The 20,554-nt window shown below is 69.0% G+C and carries 22 protein-coding genes and 1 pseudogene; 16 read left to right on the forward strand and 7 right to left on the reverse strand.

The annotated features are described in order from the left end of the window. Positions 1–1,031 (forward strand): histidinol-phosphate transaminase (locus OXS49_RS19505; RefSeq protein WP_267426254.1); only part of this gene is annotated, 1,031 nt, incomplete at its 5' end. Further along, positions 1,024–1,965 carry a prephenate/arogenate dehydrogenase family protein gene (locus tag OXS49_RS19510; protein ID WP_267426255.1) on the forward strand — a complete coding sequence of 314 codons (942 nt, stop codon included), beginning with the start codon at positions 1,024–1,026 and terminating at the stop codon, positions 1,963–1,965. The genes OXS49_RS19505 and OXS49_RS19510, both read left to right, overlap by 8 nt. A gap of 13 nt (positions 1,966–1,978) precedes the next feature. Here OXS49_RS19510 and msrA read toward each other — a convergent pair whose 3' ends face one another. Beyond that, complete coding sequence (gene msrA / locus OXS49_RS19515) at positions 1,979–2,695, reverse strand: peptide-methionine (S)-S-oxide reductase MsrA (RefSeq protein ID WP_243999901.1); 717 nt, start codon at positions 2,693–2,695, stop codon at positions 1,979–1,981. A 301-nt stretch (positions 2,696–2,996) separates the two neighbouring features. Here msrA and OXS49_RS19520 point away from each other — a divergent pair, with 301 nt between their 5' ends. The 3 genes from OXS49_RS19520 to trpB all read left to right on the forward strand — a co-directional run bounded on the left by OXS49_RS19520 (position 2,997) and on the right by trpB (position 5,054). Further along, on the forward strand, positions 2,997–3,392 hold the full coding sequence (locus OXS49_RS19520; protein WP_267426256.1) for a type II toxin-antitoxin system RelE/ParE family toxin: 396 nt from the start codon (positions 2,997–2,999) through the stop codon (positions 3,390–3,392). Beyond that, positions 3,370–3,687, forward strand: coding sequence for a DNA-binding transcriptional regulator (locus tag OXS49_RS19525; RefSeq protein WP_267426277.1), 318 nt, complete (start codon positions 3,370–3,372; stop codon positions 3,685–3,687). Before OXS49_RS19520 ends, OXS49_RS19525 begins: the two co-directional genes overlap by 23 nt. A 125-nt stretch (positions 3,688–3,812) precedes the next feature. After that, on the forward strand, positions 3,813–5,054 hold the full coding sequence (gene trpB / locus OXS49_RS19530) for a tryptophan synthase subunit beta (protein ID WP_243999896.1): 1,242 nt from the start codon (positions 3,813–3,815) through the stop codon (positions 5,052–5,054). 300 nt (positions 5,055–5,354) lie between these two features. On the opposite strand, the gene OXS49_RS19535 is transcribed toward trpB, so the two are convergent. After that, the gene (locus OXS49_RS19535; protein WP_267426257.1) at positions 5,355–5,936 is read right to left on the reverse strand and encodes a helix-hairpin-helix domain-containing protein; all 582 of its coding nucleotides are present in this window, start codon (positions 5,934–5,936) and stop codon (positions 5,355–5,357) included. Positions 5,937–6,037: 101 nt separating this feature from the next. On the opposite strand from OXS49_RS19535, the gene OXS49_RS19540 reads away from it, so the two are divergent. Together OXS49_RS19540 and OXS49_RS19545 are read left to right on the forward strand one after the other, a co-directional pair. After that, complete coding sequence (locus tag OXS49_RS19540; protein ID WP_267426258.1) at positions 6,038–7,882, forward strand: ABC transporter ATP-binding protein; 1,845 nt, start codon at positions 6,038–6,040, stop codon at positions 7,880–7,882. 142 nt (positions 7,883–8,024) lie between these two features. Next, complete coding sequence (locus tag OXS49_RS19545) at positions 8,025–8,960, forward strand: cell envelope integrity EipB family protein (RefSeq protein WP_267426259.1); 936 nt, start codon at positions 8,025–8,027, stop codon at positions 8,958–8,960. A 171-nt stretch (positions 8,961–9,131) separates the two neighbouring features. Here the strand turns inward: OXS49_RS19545 and OXS49_RS19550 are convergent, their stop codons facing one another. Next, complete coding sequence (locus OXS49_RS19550; protein WP_243999888.1) at positions 9,132–9,428, reverse strand: DUF3572 domain-containing protein; 297 nt, start codon at positions 9,426–9,428, stop codon at positions 9,132–9,134. 80 nt (positions 9,429–9,508) lie between these two features. On the opposite strand from OXS49_RS19550, the gene OXS49_RS19555 reads away from it, so the two are divergent. Together OXS49_RS19555 and OXS49_RS19560 are read left to right on the forward strand one after the other, a co-directional pair. Further along, complete coding sequence (locus OXS49_RS19555) at positions 9,509–9,880, forward strand: response regulator (protein ID WP_007560977.1); 372 nt, start codon at positions 9,509–9,511, stop codon at positions 9,878–9,880. Between the two features lie 130 nt (positions 9,881–10,010). Next, a complete protein-coding gene (locus OXS49_RS19560) occupies positions 10,011–11,384 on the forward strand; it encodes a PleD family two-component system response regulator (protein WP_243999886.1) in 1,374 nt (457 codons plus the stop codon). Positions 11,385–11,400: 16 nt separating this feature from the next. Here the strand turns inward: OXS49_RS19560 and OXS49_RS19565 are convergent, their stop codons facing one another. Then, positions 11,401–12,090 (reverse strand): MgtC/SapB family protein, encoded by a 690-nt coding sequence (locus OXS49_RS19565; RefSeq protein ID WP_267426261.1) that lies wholly within the window; start codon positions 12,088–12,090, stop codon positions 11,401–11,403. A 262-nt stretch (positions 12,091–12,352) separates the two neighbouring features. Here OXS49_RS19565 and OXS49_RS19570 point away from each other — a divergent pair, with 262 nt between their 5' ends. The 5 genes from OXS49_RS19570 to OXS49_RS19590 all read left to right on the forward strand — a co-directional run bounded on the left by OXS49_RS19570 (position 12,353) and on the right by OXS49_RS19590 (position 17,623). Beyond that, entirely contained in the window at positions 12,353–13,561 is a 1,209-nt protein-coding gene (locus OXS49_RS19570) for a DUF2252 family protein (protein WP_243999882.1), read from the forward strand. Between the two features lie 106 nt (positions 13,562–13,667). Continuing rightward, the gene (locus tag OXS49_RS19575; protein WP_243999880.1) at positions 13,668–14,630 is read left to right on the forward strand and encodes an acetyl-CoA carboxylase carboxyltransferase subunit alpha; all 963 of its coding nucleotides are present in this window, start codon (positions 13,668–13,670) and stop codon (positions 14,628–14,630) included. Continuing rightward, positions 14,627–15,358, forward strand: a complete 732-nt coding sequence (locus OXS49_RS19580; RefSeq protein ID WP_243999878.1) for a DUF1796 family putative cysteine peptidase — start codon at positions 14,627–14,629, stop codon at positions 15,356–15,358. The genes OXS49_RS19575 and OXS49_RS19580 overlap by 4 nt, the downstream gene beginning before the upstream one ends. Before the next feature lie 75 nt (positions 15,359–15,433). Continuing rightward, complete coding sequence (locus OXS49_RS19585; protein ID WP_267426263.1) at positions 15,434–15,898, forward strand: GNAT family N-acetyltransferase; 465 nt, start codon at positions 15,434–15,436, stop codon at positions 15,896–15,898. A 225-nt stretch (positions 15,899–16,123) separates the two neighbouring features. Next, complete coding sequence (locus tag OXS49_RS19590) at positions 16,124–17,623, forward strand: murein L,D-transpeptidase family protein (RefSeq protein ID WP_243999874.1); 1,500 nt, start codon at positions 16,124–16,126, stop codon at positions 17,621–17,623. Between the two features lie 60 nt (positions 17,624–17,683). On the opposite strand, the gene OXS49_RS19595 is transcribed toward OXS49_RS19590, so the two are convergent. The 3 genes from OXS49_RS19595 to OXS49_RS19605 form a co-directional block, all read right to left on the reverse strand. Beyond that, the gene (locus OXS49_RS19595; RefSeq protein ID WP_267426264.1) at positions 17,684–18,427 is read right to left on the reverse strand and encodes a dienelactone hydrolase family protein; all 744 of its coding nucleotides are present in this window, start codon (positions 18,425–18,427) and stop codon (positions 17,684–17,686) included. Positions 18,428–18,560: 133 nt separating this feature from the next. Further along, positions 18,561–18,734 carry a YqaE/Pmp3 family membrane protein gene (locus OXS49_RS19600; protein ID WP_243999869.1) on the reverse strand — a complete coding sequence of 58 codons (174 nt, stop codon included), beginning with the start codon at positions 18,732–18,734 and terminating at the stop codon, positions 18,561–18,563. A 161-nt stretch (positions 18,735–18,895) separates the two neighbouring features. Then, on the reverse strand, positions 18,896–19,162 hold the full coding sequence (locus OXS49_RS19605; RefSeq protein WP_267426265.1) for a hypothetical protein: 267 nt from the start codon (positions 19,160–19,162) through the stop codon (positions 18,896–18,898). Between the two features lie 244 nt (positions 19,163–19,406). Between OXS49_RS19605 and OXS49_RS19610 the strand changes: the two are divergent. Then, a pseudogene (locus tag OXS49_RS19610) lies at positions 19,407–19,760 on the forward strand (autoinducer binding domain-containing protein); the annotation flags it as partial. Further along, positions 19,749–20,021 (forward strand): helix-turn-helix domain-containing protein, encoded by a 273-nt coding sequence (locus OXS49_RS19615; protein ID WP_267426278.1) that lies wholly within the window; start codon positions 19,749–19,751, stop codon positions 20,019–20,021. The pseudogene OXS49_RS19610 and the gene OXS49_RS19615, both read left to right, overlap by 12 nt. Positions 20,022–20,554: the final 533 nt, after the last annotated feature.

A 20,554-nucleotide genomic window follows, 5' to 3' on the forward strand; every position in this document is an offset into this window, starting at 1 on the left:
CCGGCGGCGGCACGGTCTACAAGCTCTCGTCCAACGAGACGCCGCTCGGCCCGAGCCCGGCGGCGCTGGCCGCACTCCACGCGGCGACCGCCAAGCTGGAGACCTATCCGGACGGGCGCGCCACGGCCCTGCGCACCGCGATCGCCAAGCGCTACGGGCTCGATCCCGAGCGGATCGTCTGCGGCTCGGGATCGGATGAATTGCTCTCGCTTCTGGCCTACGCGTATGGCGGGCCGGGGACCGAGGGCATCTACTCGGAGCATGGCTTCCTGGTCTACCGGATCGCCATCCTGGCCTCTGGCGCCGAGCCCGTGGTGGCGCCCGAGCGCGACTTCACCACCGATGTGGACGCGATCCTGGCCCGGGTCACGGAGCGGACCCGGATCGTCTACGTCACGAATCCCAGCAACCCGACCGGCACCTACCTGCCGTTCGACGAGATCCGCCGCCTGCACGCCAGCCTGCCGCCGCAGGTGCTGCTGGTGATCGACGGCGCCTATGCCGAGTACGTGCGGGCGAACGACTACTCGGCCGGGCTGGAACTCGCGCTGGAATCCGAGAACGTCGTGATGACCCGGACCTTCTCGAAGATCCACGGGCTGGCCGCCGTGCGGATCGGCTGGATGGTGGCGCCGGCCCATGTCGTGGACGCGGTCAACCGGATCCGGGGTCCGTTCAACGTCTCCGGGCTGGCCATCGCCGCGGGCTCGGCCGCCATCGCGGACGAGGCGCATATGGCCTCTGCCGCCGCCCACAACGCCGAGTGGCTGCCCAAGCTCACCGAGGGCGCCCGGGCGCTCGGCCTCACGGTCACGCCCAGCGTGGCGAATTTCGTGCTGATCCACTTCCCCGACGAACCGGGCCGCTCGGCCGCGGATGCGGACGCGTTCCTGACCGAACGTGGGCTGATCACCCGGCGCGTCACCGCCTACGGCCTGCCGAACGCCCTGCGGGTGACGGTGGCGAGCGCGGAGGCGAACACGGCCTTCCTGGCGGCGCTGGGCGACTTCGTGCGGGGCCTGCATGCCTGAGACCTCCCCGGCCGAGGCCCCTCTCGGCCGCCTCGCCATCGTCGGCCTCGGGCTGATCGGCTCCTCGATCGCCCGAGCGGCGCGGCGCTACGGCCTCGCCCGCACGATCGTGGCTTTGGACCGCGACCCGGCCGTGCGCGCGCGGGTCCGAGAACTGGGCATCGCCGACATCGTCACCGGCGACCCGGCGGAGGGCGCGGCTGAGACCGACCTCGTGATCCTGTGCGTGCCGGTCGGCGCCATCGGCGCGGCGGCGGCCGAACTGGCGCCGCATCTCAAGCCCGGCGCGATCGTGTCGGATGTCGGCTCGGTGAAGGGTGCCGTGGTGGCGGCCATCCGCCCGCATCTGCCCCACGGCGTCGCCCTGGTCCCCGGCCACCCGATTGCGGGAACCGAGTTTTCTGGGCCGGATGCGGGTTTCGCGACCCTGTTCCAGAGCCGCTGGTGCATCCTGACTCCGCCCGAGGGCACCGACCCGGCGGCGGTCGAGATCGTCCGCGCCCTGTGGGCGGGGATGGGCGCCAATGTCGAGACGATGAGTGCCGAACACCACGACCATGTGCTGGCCATCACCAGCCACCTGCCGCACCTGATCGCCTACAACATCGTGGGCACCGCGGCGGAGCTGGAAGAGGCGACGCAATCCGAGGTGATCAAGTTCTCGGCGAGCGGATTTCGCGATTTCACCCGCATCGCCGCCTCGGACCCGACCATGTGGCGCGACATCTTCCTCAACAACCGCGAGGCGGTGCTGGAGATGCTCGGCCGGTTCAACGAGGATCTTTCGGCGCTGGCCAAGGCGGTGCGCTGGGGCGACGGTGACGCGCTGCACGCGATGTTCACCCGCACCCGCGCGATCCGGCGCAGCATCGTGGCTCAGGGCCAGGAGACCGCGGCGCCGGATTTCGGAAGGCCGCGGCCGCCGGAGGAATAGAGCGCGCCGTCGCTCACGCCGGCGGGCGGTTGACCAGCACCGGCTGCGCCGCCGTCCGCTCCGGGAACAGGGCCCGCAACGCCTCCAGTTTCGGCGCGTCGTTGGCGGCAATGTAGGGATGGCCCGGATGCCGGGCCATGAAGTCCTGGTGGTAGCCTTCCGCCGGGTAGAACGTCGCGCCCGGCTCGATCCGGGTGGCGATCGGCTTCCCGTAGACCTTGGCGGCGTCGAGCTGGTCGAGATAGGCGCGGGCGATCCGGCCCTGCTCGGCATCCCGGGGAAATACGGCCGAGCGGTATTGCCGGCCGGTATCGGGTCCCTGCCGGTCGCGCTGGGTCGGGTCGAGGGCCACCGAGAAGAAGATCCGCAACAGCTCGTCGTAGCGGATCACGGCCGGATCGTAGGTGACCGCCACCGCCTCGGCATGGTCGGTGCCGCCACCGCTAACGGTCTTGTAATCGGCGTCGGCCTCCGTGCCCCCGGCATAGCCCGAGACCGCGCCGGTCACCCCGCGCACGTGCTGGAACACCCCCTGTACGCCCCAGAAGCAGCCGCCCGCGAACACGGCCAAGTGGGCGCCCGGCGCCTCGCCCGCCTGGGTCGCGGCCTCCGGCAGGCGGCGCGGGGCCTCCTCGGCGAAAGCCGGCAGCCGCGGCAAGAGGAATGCGGTCGCCAGGCCGAGCCCGAGGGCTGCCCCGAGGAGCGGGCGGATCGTGTCGCGAAAAGCCATGCTGTCCTCTTGCAAGCTGCGCAGATGCGTCTTGCGTATTGCGCGAGATCGTTCGCCACCGGCCGCGTCCCGGTTACGCGGGCTGCGACGCCGATACGCCACGCCGAGCCGCTGCCACCGATCGCCATCCGTCGCAGTCCAGGCCTTGAACCATGGTACGAAGGACCATAATTTCTAGACCTGTTGCTGAGGGGTGATTGAGGGATGCAGCAGCACAGGCAGACGCAAGCCTTCGGGCGCAGGACATGGGCACATCCTATGGGCACATCCTCGAGCGGGCCGCGCCCCACGAGGCTGCCGCATGCGCATCTTCCTGCCGCTCGACTTCGCGAAACGAGCCGCGAAGCAGAAGGTGACCGACGACGATCTGCGCGAGGCGGTCGCTCGCGCCGAACGCGACCTGATCGATGCGCGACTCGGGCTGGCGCTGATCAAGCAGCGCATTCCGCGCGCCGGACAGGGCCGCTCCGGCGGCTTCCGCAGCATCATCGTCTACGAGCGAGGGAAGATCGCGATTTTCCTGCACCTGTTCGCCAAGAATGCCAGGGCGAACCTGACCAAGACCGAGACGCAGGTGTTCCGCGACCTCGCGGCGACCCTGGTCTGTCTCAGCGACGAGGCGCTGGAGCGGGTCGCCGCTGCGCAAAGCTGGAGACGGATCGACGATGGCGAGCCTGAAGACGCCCTATCGCAGTGACGCGCTCCGGTCGGCGCACCGGATCGCCAAGGACCTTCACGCCGGCGGCGCGATCGACAAGGCGACGATGCGCCGGTTCGACCTGTCGTGCCTGACGCCGGTCGAGGACCTGGAGCCGGAGGCGATCCGCGCCATCCGCGAGACCGCACAGATGAGCCAGGCGATCTTCGCCCGAGCCCTCAACGTGACCACGTCGCTGGTCAGCAAATGGGAACGGGGCGAGAAGAAGCCCGGCGGCCCGTCGCTGAAGCTGCTCGCCCTGGCCAGCCGGAAGGGCATCGACGCCATCCTGTGAGACCGAGCCCGGCCGCTGCGCCGTGCTCGCACAAAGGCCCGCGGGCGGCAGGCCGCATTGCGGCGGCGGCGACATGGGTCTAGGCACCCGGCAACAGATCGACCCTCGCGCGCAGGATCCGTCCCGTGACCATCGCCCCCGAGCCCAACTCCTTCCGCACCGGCCCCGACGAGCGCGGCCGCTTCGGCATCTTCGGCGGCCGCTTCGTCGCCGAGACGCTGATGCCGCTGATCCTTGAGCTGGAAGCCGCTTACGAGGCCGCGAAAATCGATCCCGCCTTCGCGGCCGACATGGCGAGCTACGGCACCCATTACATCGGCCGGCCGAGCCCGCTCTACTATGCCGAGCGCCTCACCGAGCACCTGCGCGCCAAGGCGCCGGCGGGGCAGGGGGCCAAGGTCTATTTCAAGCGCGAGGAACTGAACCATACCGGCTCACACAAGGTGAACAACGTGCTGGGCCAGATCCTGCTGGCCCGCCGGATGGGCAAGCCCAGGATCATCGCCGAGACCGGCGCCGGCCAGCACGGCGTCGCCACCGCGACGCTCTGCGCGCGTTTCGGCCTCAAGTGCATCGTCTACATGGGCGCGGTCGATGTCGCCCGGCAGGCGCCCAACGTCTTCCGCATGAAGATGCTCGGCGCCGAGGTGATTCCGGTGGAATCCGGCACCAAGACCCTCAAGGACGCGATGAACGAGGCCCTGCGCGACTGGGTCACCAACGTCGCCGACACGTTCTACTGCATCGGCACCGTGGCGGGCCCCCACCCGTACCCCGCGATGGTGCGCGACTTCCAGTCGGTGATCGGCCGGGAGACCCGCGAGCAGATGATCGCGCAGGAGGGCCGGATCCCGGATTCGCTGATCGCCTGCATCGGCGGCGGCTCGAACGCCATGGGCCTGTTCCACCCGTTCCTGGACGACCGCGAGGTCGAGATCTTCGGGGTCGAGGCGGCGGGCCACGGGGTCGAGAGCGGCCTGCACGCGGCCTCGCTCACCGGCGGCAAGCCGGGCGTGCTGCACGGCAACCGCACTTACCTGCTGATGGACGGCGACGGCCAGATCGCCGACGCGCACTCGATCTCGGCGGGCCTCGACTATCCGGGCATCGGCCCCGAGCACGCGTGGCTCCACGAGATGGGCCGCGTGAAATACCTCTCGGCCACTGACTCCGAGACTCTGGAGGCGTTCAAGCTCTGCTCGATGCTGGAGGGGATCATCCCGGCCCTGGAGCCGGCCCACGCCCTGTCCAAGGTGTTCGACATCGCCCCGCAGCGCCCGGCCGAGCACCTGATGGTGCTCAACATGTCGGGCCGGGGCGACAAGGACATCCCGCAGGTCGCGGAGATCTTTGGGACGACGCTCTGAGGGCAAATCGGCCCTCGGCGTCGGACTTGCGCGATCGAGGCCCGGGTCTCTCTACCGGGCTTCGATATCGGTGGGCGGGAAATCGTCGCCCTTGTGAGCCCTGTCGACAGGCTTCGGATTCGGTCCGGCCCGTTGATGGAGTGCGCGGACGAAATCCGACGTCCCCCGGCCAGATCCTGTTTGCCGGTCCGGCGCACAGTCTCGTCCTGGAGGGCGTTGCGGGCTGCCTCCGTCTTGCGCGAGGCTGCCTGAGCGAGTGCCGAAGCCTCCTCGGTACGGTAAATCCGTACCCTCGGCCGCCTACCGCACCGTGACCTGATCCTTGATCCGCTCGTAGACCCCGCGGCTGAGCACCCGCTTCGACAGCAGTTGATCCACCGACGCGTAGGGGCGCTTGGCGACGATCGCCCGACCGATGGCGCCCCCGCCCCGCAGGCGGTTGAGATCGGCGACCGAAGCGGTGTTCAGATCGACCACCGCCAGGGCCCGGGGGCCGGCGCTGTCCTCGGCCTTCTCGACCTCGGCCTGCCCGGCCGCCTCCTGCGCCTGCGGTTGAGCCGGCGCGACCGGATCGGACGGGAAGGCGAGGGCGTCGGTCGGCATCTGGCCCGGGGCAGCAGGCGCCACGGCGGTCTGGGGCGGGGTCGCGGTCTGCGAGGGAGCGCCTGGCGGCCGATCAGGCCCGGCCGCCGGGACCGGGGCGGGCGTCGGCGGTGCCGGCTGGACGATCGCCGGTGACTCGACCACTTGAGCGGGTGGGCGCGCGGGCGGCGATACCGGCGCAGGCCCCGGGCTCGGCAACAGGACCTGCACCACCGCGGCGAGCAGGCCGGCGATGATGAAAAGAAGTGAAATTCTGAGGATCGCAGGTCCGCTGAGCACGCATCACTCGACGAGGTCTAAGCCACTATAATGCTACAGTTTATGCTTTTGTCGCGTATCGGCCAACCAGCCGGCGCTCTTCGGCACTGGATTACACCCCGATGACGGATCGGGCAGCCAACCCGGGCACGCGTCTCGGCGCCCTGCGCCATCTGCCGACCCTGATCCGGGAGATCGCCGCAGCGAGCCCGCGGATGCTGGCCGCAAGCCTCGTCCTGCGTCTCGTGGCGGCCTGCCTGCCGGTCCTATCCCTGTACATTGCCAAGCTGATCCTCGACGGCATCGTGGCCGAGCACGCCCGGTCGGCGCCGATTGGCGGGATCGCCGAGTGGCTCGCCGATCCGGCACGGGCGCGGCTTGCCGGTCTGGTGGCGGCCGAGTTCGGGCTCGCCCTGGCCTCGGACCTGACCGGCCGCCTCACCAACCTGACCGAGACCCTGATCGGCGACCTCTACGCCAACGCGGCCTCCCTGCGGCTGATGGCCCATGCCGCGGCGCTCGACCTCGCGCAGTTCGAGGACAGCGCCCAGCAGGACCGGCTGGAGCGGGCGCGCCGGCAGGTCAGCGGCCGGACAGGCCTGATCGGGACGGTGCTCTGGCAGTTCCAGTCGGGGGTGACCCTGGCCTCCCTGGCGGTGGGCGTGGCGGCCTTCACGCCGTGGCTGATGGTCCTGATCGCCGCCGCCCTGGTGCCGGCCGTGCTCAACGAGTGGCACTTCACCAAGGCCGGCTACCGCCTCGCGTGGTTCCGCAGCCCGGAACGGCGCCGCCTCGATTACCTGCGCTACGTGGGCGCCAGCGTCGAGACCGCCAAGGAGGTCAAGCTGTTCGGCCTCTCCCGCTACGTCACGGACCTCTACGCCGAGGTCGCCGGGCGGCTGCTCGCCGAGAACCGGAGCCTCGCCAAGGCCCGCGCCCGCTGGGGCTTCGCCTTCGCGAGCCTGGGGACGCTCGCCTATTACGTCGCCTACGCGGTGATCGTCTGGCGGACCGTGGCGGGGTCGTTTTCGGTGGGCGACCTCGCCTTCCTGGCGGGGGCCTTCCAGCGCCTGCACAGCGGCATCAAGGAGATGCTCCTCGGCTTCACCCAGATCACGAGCCAAGCGCAGTATCTCGACGATTTCTATGCCTTTTTCGAGATCCGGCCGCAGATCCGGACGGTCGCGGATCCGGCTCCGGTGCCGAGCCCGATCCGGGACGGGCTGGTCTTCGAGAATGTCGGCTACCGCTATCCCGGCACGCAGACCTGGGCGCTGCGCGGCCTGTCCTTCGCGGTGCGGGCCGGCGAGACGGTGGCGCTGGTCGGCGGCAACGGTGCCGGCAAGACCACCATCGTCAAGCTGATGACCCGGCTCTACGACCCGCACGAAGGCCGCGTGCTCCTCGACGGGGTGCCGCTGGCCGCCTACGACCTCAACGACCTGCGGGCGCGGATCGGGGCGATCTTCCAGGATTTCGTCCGCTTCGACCTCACCGCCGGCGAGAACGTCGCGGTCGGCCGCATCGAGGCCGCCGCCGACGCCGATCGCATCGCGGACGCCGCCACCCGGGGCCTCGCCGCCCCGGTGATCGAGCGCCTGCCGGAGCGCTACGCCCAGCCGCTCGGCAAGCGCTTCGCGGGCGGCCTCGACCTCTCGGGGGGCGAGTGGCAGAAGATCGCCCTGTCCCGGGCCTACATGCGCGCGGCCGAGATCCTGATCCTCGACGAGCCGACCGCCGCCCTTGATGCCCAGGCGGAGCACGACGTGTTCGCGCGGTTCCGGGAGCTCTCGGCGGGGCGCGCCGCCGTGCTGATCTCGCACCGCTTCTCCACCGTGCGCATGGCCGACCGCATCCTGGTGCTGGAGGGCGGCCGGGTGCTGGAGGAGGGGAGCCACGCCGCCCTGATGGCCCGGGGCGGCCGCTACGCCGAATTGTTCACCCTCCAGGCCGAGGGCTACCGGTAGTCCCGGGATTGCCCGATTCGCGGAGCCTGCTATCTGCCGCTGATTGAGAGCCTCTCACGAAACTCCCGCTGCGCTGTCGCGATCGGAGGGAGAACGCCCGGTGCCCGGGCGTTTTGTGAGGAGCTCTGAACCGAGGTCACCCATGCGCCTGCGCCTCCATCGCCTGCTGACGGCCGGCCTTCTCGTCTCCGCCTGGAGCGCGCAGGCGGCCCCCGTCGTCTCCGAGCCGCCTGCCCCCGAGCCCGGGGCGCCCGCTCAGGCTTCGCCGCAGCCTCCGGCCTCGGCTCCAGGGATCGTGCTCGCCAATCACCGGGCCGTCTACGACCTGACGCTCGACGAAGGCGGCAACAGCCGTTCGGTCGAGAGTGCCCGCGGGCGCATCGTCATCGATTTCCGGGGGGATTCCTGCCGCGGCTACACGATGCTGACCCGGCAGGTGACGGAACTGACCTCCGGCGAGACCGGCCCACGCCTGTCCGACATGCGCAGCACCACCTTCGAGGGCGGGCAGGGCCGGGAGTTCCGCTTCAAGACGACGACTCTGACCAACAACCAGCCCGCCGCCCCGGTGGACGGGACCGCCACCGACCAAGGCAACGCCGTCACGGTGAAGCTGAAGGGCGCGCCCAAGCCCTTCACCGTGGACGGTCCGGTTCTGTTCCCGAGCGAGCACATGCGGCGCCTGATCGAGGCGGCGCGGGCGGGCCAATCGACGCTTTCGGTGAAGGTCTTCGACGGCTCCGACGACGGCAAGAAGATCTACGACACCTTCGCGGTGATCGGTCACACGGGGACGGGTCCGGCGCCGGCCTCGGGCTCCAACCGGGACAAACCCCTGCGCCAAGGGGCGATCGCCAGCATGCCGCACTGGCCGGTGCGCCTGAGCTACTACACGGAGGGCGTTGGCGAGCGTACGCCGATCTACACGCTCGGCTTCGATCTCTACGAGAACGGCGTGAGCGGCGCGCTCAAGCTCGATTACGGCGACTTCGCCATCCTGGGCGACATGACCACCCTCGACATCGACGCCGCGGCAGGGAAGGGCGATAAGGACGCGGGGAAGGGCTGCACGCCCTGAGGAAAGATCAAAGGCAGACGCGCGGCTCTCCCTCCCCCTCTGCGGGCTACCGGTTTCACACTTCTCTGCCGGACGCCGAAGGTTCGAGAAACAAACGCGTTTCCCCTCCCCTGGCGATCCCGGGCCTGCCCGGGATCGCTCGAGCTTGCGGGGAGGAGCGCGACATCCGCCTCACGCCCACTCGTCATCCGGCCTCGGCGACAGCCGCTGCCACGCCGCGGCGATGCGTTCGGGCTTCACCTCGAGCGCCCGTGCACAGGCCAGCAGCACGTTCTCGTCGCCCATCACGTGGTCGAGGACGCCCACCAGAAAGGCCGGCTCCCGGACGCTCGCCCGTAGGGAATCGAGGCCGAGTCCCGTCGCCGCCAGGAACGGCAGGAGGCGGTCCTCCTCCCCCGTGATCCACAGCAGAACGTCGAGGGCGAGCTGCTCGGCAGCTCCATCCCCTTGAAGAGGTTTGCCATTCATCAACATGTGAACGCTACAAAGGTGACGGAGGGGCTTCACCGCCCGCTAATCATGATCGGCGAGCACCGGGACAACGGATCATGAAGAAGACGGTGCTGATCGTCGAGGACAACGAGTTGAACATGAAGCTGTTCAACGACCTCCTGGAGGCGAACGGCTACGCGACGCTCAAGACCGCCCATGGCATCGAGGCGATCGAGCTGGCGCGCGCCCATCACCCCGACCTGATCCTGATGGACATCCAGCTCCCGGAAGTCTCGGGCCTCGAAGTCACCAAGTGGCTCAAGGAGGACGACGATCTCAAGTCCATCCCGGTCATCGCCATCACGGCCTTCGCCATGAAGGGCGACGAGGAGCGGATCCGCGAGGGCGGCTGCGAGGCGTACCTATCCAAGCCCATCTCGGTCGCGAAGTTTTTGGCAACGGTTCGCGCGTATCTTGAGCCGCGGTGACCCCGGAGGAGCGCACCGTTGAGGTTGCCCCCCGACCGAGCGGGGGGCAACCTCAACCGTCTGTCTCGATGCGCGGCCGTCTCCCGACCCGCCCGTCCCGGGCCGCCCTGCCACGCGTCAGCGAGGAACCATGTCGGCCCGCGTCCTGATCGTCGACGACCTGTTCCCGAACGTGAAGCTTCTGGAGACGAAGCTCGGGCTCGAATATTTCGATACCGTCGTGGCCATGAACGGCCCGGACGCGATCGCGATCTGCGAGAAGGGCCTGTGCGACCTCGTCCTGCTCGACGTGATGATGCCCGGCATGGACGGGTTCGAGGTTTGCCGCCATCTCAAGAGCAACCCGGTCACCGCCCATATCCCGGTGGTGATGGTCACGGCCCTCGATCAGCCCTCGGACCGCCTGCGCGGCCTCGACGCGGGCGCCGACGATTTCCTGACGAAGCCCGTGGACGACACCGCCCTGTTCACCCGGGTGCGCAGCCTCGTCCGCCTCAAGGCGGTGACCGACGAGCTGCGCCAGCGGGCGCTGGCATCCGCCGAATTCGGGATCGGCGATCCCCTGGCGCTGGCCGCCGCCGAGACCGGCCTCGATGCCCGGATCCTGCTGATCGAGGATCGCCCCGGCTCGGCCGAGCGCCTCGCCGGCGCCCTGCGCCAACACCATACGGTGACGATCGAGCCCGATCCGCAGGCGGCGCTGGTGCTGGCCGCCGAAGGGGGGTTCGACCTCGCTTTGGTCAGCCTCGACCTCGACGGATTCGACGGCCTGCGCCTGTGCAGCCAGCTCCGGTCGCTGGACCGGACCCGCGCCATGCCGCTGATCATGCTGGCGGAGGAGCACGACCGCGCCCGGGTGGTGCGCGGCCTCGATTTCGGCGTGCACGATTTCCTGATGCGCCCGGTCGACCGCAACGAGCTGATGGCCCGCGCCCGCACCCAGGTGAAGCGCAGGCGCTTCACCGACGCGCTCCGGGGCGCGATGCAGGCGTCGCTGCAGATGGCCGTGACCGATGCGCTGACCGGGCTGCACAACCGGCGCTACCTCGACAACCATCTCGGCGCGGTGTTTTCGGAGCCGGGCCCCCGGCGGGCGGCGCTGGCCGCCCTCATCCTCGACATCGACCATTTCAAGCGGATCAACGACGGCTACGGCCACGAGGCCGGGGACGAGGTGCTGCGCGGCTTCGCCGACCGGGTCCGCCAGCACACGCGGCCGGTCGACATCGTGGCGCGCTACGGCGGCGAGGAAGTGGTGGTGATCCTGCCGGAATCCGGCCTCGCCGAGGCGCAGGCGATCGCGGAGCGCATCCGGGAGCGAGTCGAGGCCGTGCCGTTCCCGGTGCAGCGGGCGACCCGCGCCATCGGCGTGACGGTCTCGATCGGCGTCGCCGTGCGGCATGCGGACGATGCGGATCCCGGTGACATGCTCCGGCGGGCCGATCTCGCCCTCTACCGGGCCAAGGCGGCGGGGCGGAACCGGGTCGAACTCCAGGCGGCCTGAACCCGGGCGGGAGGGCTCAGCTCAGATCCTCCCAGCCGGCCTTCGTGACCGCCCGTGCCGTCCGCAGCCGGGCCACCGCGGTGAGGGTCCAGATCTGGGGCTCCCCCCGATGCGACCCGATGCAGCGCAGGCTGCCGCCCTCCGCGCCCTGGACCAGCGCGCGCGCCTTCACCGTCATGCCGAGCGCGTCGACCTCGGCCAGCAGGGCCTCCGGATCCGCGTCCGGGCCGAAATCCACCGTCATCGTGCCGTAGCTGCGCCGCCGCAGGACGGCTTCGAGCCGGCTCAGGGCCTGGAGCGTGAAGAGCCCCGAGAGTGTAGCGGCAAGACCGATCGGCCAGGCGCCGCTGCCGAAGCACAGCCCGATCACCGTGGTGAGCCACAGGGTCGCCGCCGTGGTGACCCCACGCACGATGTTGCCCTGCTTCAGGATCGTGCCGGCGCCGATGAAGCCGATGCCACCGAGCACGCCCTGCGCCAGCCGCATCAGTTCGAGCCGGGTGAGCCCGCCCCCGGAGCCGGCGGTCTGTGCCAGCAGCCAGTCGGCCAGCAGCATCGCCGTGCAGGCCGACAGGGAGATCAGCACCAGGGTTCGCAGGCCGGCCGGATGGCCGAGTTCCTCGCGGTCCCAGCCGAGCACGAAGGCGGCCAGGAAGCTCAGGCCGAGTCGGACCACAATGGTATCGAGGGTCGGATCGCCGCTCATCGCGTGAGTCCCGCGCTTGGCACAGATGCCGCGCAAGTCCCGAGGGAGCGTCGGACAGTTCGGACCCAGTCACGGCGCGGTGGGTAGGCATCGGATCGATGAAGGTTCTGTCGCATGGGCGCGACCTACAGCTTTCCGCAGCGCCAGAAAGCTCGGATCCGACTGATGAACGGGAATTTAATGTCCGGGGCGCACACAGCGTCGCTACACGCGTTGTCGGACGCGGGACAGATCGACGGCGGGGTTGGGAGCGGACGAACGGATGGACATGCAGGTGCCGGCACGGTCCGGCCGCGACGCAAGCGTGCTGGAGCAGCGCCGCCTGTGCAAGATCGCCTCCTCGCCGCACGCCTATGTCCGCGGCACCACGGCGCGCTTCTACGACCTGATCGCCCGGATGCCGGCCGGAACCCTGCCCGAGGGGCCGCCGATCTGGATCTGCGGCGACGCGCATCTCGGCAATCTCGGCGCGGTGGCCGATGCCGACGGGCGGATCGGCATCGCGATCCGCGATCTCGATCAGACCGTGGTGGCGAACCCGGCCTTCGACCTCGTGCGGCTGGCGCTGTCCCTGGTCACTGCGGCGCTGAACGCGACGCTGCCCGGCATCGTCACCGCCCGGATGATGGACGCCATGGCCATCGGCTACGCCGAGGGGGCCGCCGATCCCGAGGACGCCGAGCGCGACGTCGCCGAATCCGAGATCGTCGCCACCACGAAGCGTCGGGCGCTGGGCCGGCGCTGGCGCCACCTGTCCCGCGAACGGCTGAAGGGCAGGACCGACCGCCTGCCGCGGGGGCGCCGGTTCTTCGACCTCGAGCCCGACGAGCGGGACTCCCTCACGGCGCTCATTCACGATCCGGCGGTGCACCGGCTCGTCCTGGCGCTCGGCGGCGGCGCGACGGAGGCCGAGATCCGGCTGCTCGACGCCGCCTACTGGATCAAGGGCTGCAGCTCGCTCGGCCGCCTGCGCTATGCCGGCCTCGTGGAAATCCGCGGCGGCGCGAACCCGCACCGCGCGCTCCTCGACGTGAAAGAGGCGGTCCCATACCTCGCCCCGGCCGCCCGCGATGCCGCCATGCCGGCCGACCACGCGGCGCGCGTGGTGGCGGGCGCCCGGGCGCTGTCGCCGCAGCTCGGCGACCGGATGGTGTCGGGCCACGTCCTGGGCAAGCCCGTCACGGTCCGTGAGCTGATGCCGCAGGATCTCAAGATCGACGCCGAGCAGTTCTCCCGGCAGGAGGCGGTCCGCGTCGCCCAGCACCTCGCCGCGATCCTCGGCCGGTCCCACGGCCGGCAGATGGACGAGGCCACACGCCGAACCTGGATCGATACGGTGCGCGCACCCGGCCCGGGCCCCGACGCCCCCGGCTGGCTGTGGTCCGTGGTCACCGACCTGATGGGTGCACACCAGCACGGGTATCTGGAGCATTGCTACCGGATCGCCCGCGAGGACCTGTCGCACGGCTGAGCCGGACCAGGCTCGGGCCACAGGCCGGTTGACACCACCTCCGCCATCGCCAACACCTCGCGCCCGCCGCCTCGCTGCGGCGGATCCCGGGAAGACCTGTGACACGATGGCGGTGACGCGCACCTACCTCGACTTCGAGAAGCCCGTGGCCGAGCTGGAGGCCAAGCTCGAGGAACTGCGCGCCGTGAGCGCGCGCGACGGCGCGGTCTCGATCGCCGAGGAGGTCGGCCGGCTGGAGGCCAAGGCCGGCCAGGCGCTCGCCGAGATCTACGCGACCCTGACGCCCTGGCAGAAGACCCAGGTGGCCCGACACCCGCAGCGCCCGCACTTCGTCGATTATTGCGGCGGGCTCATCAGCGAGTTCACCCCACTCGCCGGCGACCGCAGCTTCGGTGAGGACGAGGCGATCCTCGGCGGTTTCGGCCGCTTCCGCGGCCGCCCCGTCCTGGTGCTCGGTCAGGAAAAGGGCGCCACCACGGAGGCACGCCTCCGGCACAATTTCGGCATGGCCCGGCCCGAGGGCTACCGCAAGGCGGTCCGCCTGATGGAGACCGCCGACCGGTTCGGCCTGCCGGTGATCGCCTTCGTCGACACCGCCGGCGCCTATCCGGGCATCGAGGCGGAGGAGCGCGGGCAGGCCGAGGCCATCGCCCGTTCCACCGAAGCCTGCCTCGCGCTGGGCGTCCCCAACGTCGCCGTGGTGATCGGGGAGGGCGGTTCGGGCGGCGCGATCGCGCTCGCGACTGCCAACCGGGTTCTGATGCTGGAACATGCGATCTACGGGGTGATCTCGCCCGAGGGCGCCGCCTCGATCCTGTGGCGCGACCAGGGCCGCGCCTCGGACGCCGCCACCGCGATGAAGATCACCGCGCAGGACCTGCTGCGGCTCGGCGTCATCGACGGCATCATCCCGGAGGCCACCGGCGGGGCGCATCGCGACCGCGAGGGGGCGATCCGCGTGGCGGGCGACGCGATCGCCGAATCGCTCGCCCCGTTCGACGGCCTCGCACCCGATGAGATCCGCGACCGGCGCGCGGAAAAGTTCCTGGCGATCGGCCGAACCCTGTGAGCGAACCCGGAGCGACGGGGGGCCTGTTCGGTGCGATCGGGCGACTGCTCGGCCGGCGCGACGCGCGGGAGCCGGGCCCGCACAACCACATCTCGCTGGGCTGCAACTGCCAGATGGCGCACGTGCTCAAGACCCTGGACCTGCGCCAGTGGTCGGGCCCGCTCGACTGGATCTTCTCGATGCCCGGCATGGCCGGGGACTGCCTCGGGGACGATTTTTCCGGCCTCCTCGACCGGGACCAGCTCGAGAGCATTCCGGAGGCGGAGCGGCGCGGCCCCGACATCTGGCGCGGGCGCCACCGGCTCTACCGGGAGCGGCACGGGCTCGAATGCGTGTTCAATCACCATGACCCGGCGGCGAACGCGGCGGACTACGCGTTCCTCGCCGAGGGCGTGCGCCGGATCCGGACGGCGCTGGACACGCCGGGCACGGATAACCGGCTCTGGATGATGAGCCATCTGCACACGCCCCGGGCCGTGGTGGAGGCGATCGACGACCTCCTGGGTCAGCGGGCGAGCCGCAACCACCTGACCTTCCTGCAGCTCGAGACCGGGCATCCGCGGATGGAGATCGTCGAGGCCGTGGACCTGCGGCCGACGCTCCGCTGGCTCACCGTGCAGACCCCCTCGGAACCGGTGGGCTTGCGCCTGGCCGACCCCGCGGACGATGCGGCCCTCGTGGAGATCATCCGTGCGGAGGCGGGGCGTCAGCCGGCGCTGTTCGGCTGAGCGGCTGCGGCGGCCATCCATGTGAGACGCGCGACAGGGCGATGATCGCGCCGACGATACGGAGGCCGATGGACGATGATCCGTTCCGAACTGAGATTCCGCCGGGCCGTCCTGGCGGACCTCCCCGCGATCGTCGCGTTGCTGGCCGACGACGAACTCGGATCGGCCCGCGAAGCGCCGTGGAAAACGGCATCGCACCGCTACCGCGATGCGTTCGCCGAGATCGATGCCGACCCGCATCAGCTGCTGTGCGTCGCGGAGATCGATGGCCTCATCGTCGGAACCCTGCAACTCACGTTCATCGCGGGCCTCTCACGCAACGGATCGAGGCGGGGGTTGATCGAGGCCGTCCGCATCGCCCGGGAACGACGCGGCGAGCGGCTCGGCGAAGCGCTGTTGACCTGGGCGATTGACATGTGTCGCGCGCGCGGCTGCACACTGGTCCAATTGACGACGGATAAGAGGCGGTTGGACGCGCATCGGTTCTATGAACGGCTGGGATTCGAGCCGTCGCACCTGGGCTACAAGCGCCAGCTCTGAATGCGGCCCGGCCGCCGCCCCTCCGCGTCCGAGAAGACAGCCATCCTTGAACGGGGCCGCGGCGACCCGCGGATCGGTCTGATGTCCCCAGAGAGCGGTGCAGTGTTGCGCCAGCGTCCTTGCGGTAAGAAAGGCGCAAGCTTAACGAGCCTATTGGGTTGGGGAGTGGCGCTCGACGGTTGCCGAAAAGGTCCGCGGGCGCACGTAGTACGATTGAGGTTCCCCATGACGGCGCGTCTCGCGACTGCGCGGATGTTGGCGGCCGCTTCCCTGCTGGCCCTGTCCCTCGCTGCCTGCCAGGACGGGTCCGGCATCAACGGCCCGAGTGCGCGCAGCATCGCGCCGATCGCCCCACAGACCGTCGCACTGATGCAGTCCAAGGGGATGCAGCAATCCGACCCTGTCCTGATCCGCACCTTCAAGAAGGAAGCGGAAATGGAGGTCTGGAAAAAGGGCAGCGACGGCCGCTACGCCCTCCTGAAGATCTACCCGATCTGTCGCTGGTCGGGCCAGCTCGGCCCCAAGACCCGCGAGGGCGACCGGCAGGCACCGGAGGGGTTCTATACGATCACCCCGGGTCTGATGAATCCGAATTCCTCGTATTATCTCTCGTTCGATACCGGCTTCCCGAATGCCGTCGACCGGGCCAACGGCCGGACCGGCAAGTATCTGATGGTCCACGGCACCTGCTCGTCGGCGGGCTGCTTCGCCATGACCGACGCCACCATCGCGGAGATCTACGCCATCGCCCGCGAGGCGTTCATCGGCGGGCAGCGCAGCTTCCAGTTCCAGTCCTACCCGTTCCGGATGACCGCCGAGAATATGGCCAAGTTCCGCAACGACCCGAACATCGGGTTCTGGCAGAACCTCAAGGAGGGTTCGGATTATTTCGAGGCCCTGCACGAGGAGCCGAAGATCGGCCAGTGCGGGACCAAATACGTGTTCGGCGGCGCCGACGCGGCTGCCGGTTCGTGCAAGCCGAAGGTCGATCCGCAGGTGGCGGAGAAGAGCGAGCGCGACGTGCGCGCGGTGGCCGAACTGGTCGCCAAGGGCACGCCGGCGGTGCGGGTCGTCTACCAGGATGGCGGACAGAACCCGGTCTTCCGGCCGCCGGCCAATACGAGCGCCTTCGCGAGCCTCGGCGGCACCGAGACGGTGCTGCCGTACGACGCCAAGGAATACGGGCGGCACAATCTCGGCGACGTGAGCCGGCCCGAGACCCTGGCGGCTGGTCCGCAGGAGATCGAGGTCAGCCCGAAGGGTCAGCCGGTGATGCTGGCCGGCGCCGAGCCAGCGATCCCCGTCAAGGCCGCCAAGGCGGGGCGCACCCCCGGCAAGGGGCCGATACAGAGGCCCGCCGCCACGACACTGATGGCGAACCGCGCCGATCCCGAAGCCAGGGTCGAGACGACCGCGGCGCTCCCCGAGAAGCCCGCCCGGATCACCGTGGCGGACGCGGATGGCGATCCCAGCAGCTATCAGAAGATGTTCGGCAAGCTGTTCGCCAAGGACGACCCGGCCCCGGTCCCTCCGCCGACCCCGGCGGTCGACGCCACGTTGATGCCCGAGCCGGTCAAGCTCGCGCACGCCGCCGAGAAGGTTGCCCCGAAGCCGATCGCCAAGGCGCACGCGGTCAGGACCGCCAAGGTTGAAGCCAGGGTGGTGGGCAAGGCCGATGCCAAACCGGCTCTCAGAAAGGGCGAGGCCGACAAGGCCAAGCCCTGATCGAAGCGCGACGGCGGACGATCTGCGGCGCGGCGAAACCGACCCCGCCGCAACTCACCGTCACGGGCCGGCGCGCAGGGTCCGGCGGAACAGGTCGCGCAGCGCGCCCCAGCCCCGCTCGGCCGCGACGGGGTCGTAGACCGGGAAGTCCGGCATCATCCAGCCATGCGCTGCGGGATACGTCTCGGCGGTGAACCGAACGCCGGCCTCCGTCAGCGCCTTCTCCAGGCGCTCGGCCATCGCGGGCGGGTAGCTGCCGTCGTTCTCCGCCGCGCCGATGTAGAGCTCCGACTTCAACTTCGGCGCGAACAGGTGAGGGCTCGTCGGGGCGTCGGTCGCAAGATTGCCGCCGTGAAAGCTCGCGGCGGCCGCGAACCGGTCCGGGTAGGTTCCGGCCGAAGCCAGCGCCATGCCGCCGCCCATGCAGAAGCCGACCGCACCGATTCCGCGGCCCGCGATGTCGCCGCGCGTGTCGAGGTAGGCGAGGAAGGCCTCCGTATCCGCGGCGGCCTTGTCGTTCCCGGTCGTAGCCATCAACGGGCCGAGGATGGCGCGGAAGTCGCCCTTGAACACCTCCTTGGGCACGAACGGGCCGTACGGACCGTAGCGGTAGAAGAGGTCCGGCAGCAGGACGACGATGCCGGCCGCGGCGAGCTGCTCGGCCATGTCGCGCATCGCCGGGCGGATGCCGCCGGCATCCATGTAGAAGATCACCGCCGGCCACGGCCCTGGGCCGTCCGGCGTGACGACGTACGCCCGGCAATTGCCGTCGCGCGTCCGGATCGTGACGAGTTCGGTCGGCATCAGGTGCTCCCGGGCCGGACATCCGCGATGTCGGCCGCGACGGCGTTACGTCCACGAACAGTTCGATCGCGAATCGCCCCGGATCGACGAGGCCAGGCACTCAGCGCCACACGCCGCCGGCCTGCTTGTGGCTTCAGAGCAGCGGCCGGTCGCGATTCATCAACCACAGAGCGTGAATAGTGCCCGGAAGCCAGCCGAGGATCCAGAGCAGGATGTTCAGCAGGAACTGCAGGCCGAAGCCGGTGGTGACGAGAACCGCGACCGGCGGGATGAAGATCGCGAGCAGGATGCGGATCAGGCTGGACACGGCCACTCCGGGGCTAGGGTCTTGAGGGAGTCACGCTCAAACGAAGCGCGATCGTGTCCGTTCCCGGAGCACTTAGGGGAAAGGCGCTTTCTGCTCCCGGGGCCGCTACAGCCGCCCACCGGAGCGCCCTCCGCGGCGAAGGACAGACGCGCTGCCCCCGATTACGGGCCTTCGCCGGGCATACCCTTCGCACGCGCTGCCATCGCCTCCATCATCCAGAGTGCGCGACGGCGGCTCTCGAAGCCGGGAAGAGCTCGATAGACTCGGACGACGCGAAGCAGCATCGCAACGCGCTCATAGATGCCGCGGCGCTGCGAATTGCCGTCCCGATCCGATCTTCGGCGGGGCCCAAGAAAAGCGTCGATATCGGTTCCGTTCGCCGCCGCGATCTTCTGAAGTAAACTTAAGGTCAATCGTTCCGTAGACATGTCGATTCTCCGTCTAAAGAATTTTATTTTTCTGATAATATCCCCAATACAATTCTACCAATGCCATCAATCTGCCCTGTATGTATCAACTGAGACACACTAGCGATTCAAACAACGAAATCATGCGCCAATGACGAGCATTCGTCAAACCACGTTCGATATTCCGGACAAGATATGCCGATCATAATACTTGGACGATGTCTAGAATGAGACCAATTTTCATAAAACGACATTTGGATACGGCGCATTCGTACTGGGTTTTCTACCGCGATCACAGAGGCGAATCCTTCGGGATTGCACTTTGCTCTCAGGTTGGCCGCGCGAGGGGAAGCGGCGTTACCAAGCCAAAGGCTTCATCGACGTCGATCCCGTTCTGAGGCACCTGAAGGGCGTTATCGATCCCTTCTTCTGGCATGAGGCGACCACCGGCCAGACCGAAGGCCGCGTCGTCATGGACGAAGCGCGCGAGTTCGGGCTGCGCCAGGGTTTCTGCGTCCCGTTCCATCAGCACGATGGCAGCGAGGCCTGCATCAGCTTCGGCGGCGCACGCCTCGAACTCTCAGCCGACGAGCAAGCCGCGCTGCACATGATCGCGATCTACGCCGCCTCCACGGCGACGGCGATCACGCATCCCCACTCGCAGGCCGAGCCGAATGCGCGGACGCGGGGCGACCTGACAGCCCGCGAAGTGGAATGCTTGAAATGGTCGGCTGCCGGAAAGACAGCCTGGGACATTTCTATTATTCTATCCATATCGAGGAGAACTGTTGAACATCACCTCGACAACGCCTGCACCCAATTGCACGCGGTCGGCCGCACCCATTGTGTCGCCGAGGCCATAAGAAATAGAATCGGCTAAAGTCACGTCTCGATTGGGTCGGCAGTTTTCCCATATCCGCGTAACGATTTGCTAGATAACTTATTCGCGTATCGACAAAGGAAAAAAATGTCCTCGATGGCTGATGGGGATATCGAACGAAACTATCCTTCAGCAGCGGCTTGACCCGGCTCACGGCTGGAGTTCCCCGGACCTATCACGATCGGCAGGTTGGCTGCAGAACGCGTTTCGTCTCCTGATAATGGATTCCCCGAACACGAGAGGCAGGACCGATGCCCTCATCTCCCGCGCGCACCGCGCTGTTCCTTCGCACCTCCCAAGAGGCGGCGCTTCCGATCTACAGCCGCATGGTCGATGAGCTCCCAGGCTCTCCGTATCCCCCTTCCAGCGGACGACGACCCTGGAGGATATCGGCCAGCATTTCCTGGGTCCCGCGGAGCAGGTCAACGGCGAACGCGAGCGCCGTGGTCTCTCGGACGCCGCGGTCGATGCGGACCTGACCGTCGAGGCTCGGATCGACAACCTTCTGGGGTGGATGTGCGAGAGCGGCTTAC

It is taken from the genome of Methylobacterium sp. GC_Met_2 (assembly GCF_026540795.1).
Lineage (GTDB): Bacteria > Pseudomonadota > Alphaproteobacteria > Rhizobiales > Beijerinckiaceae > Methylobacterium.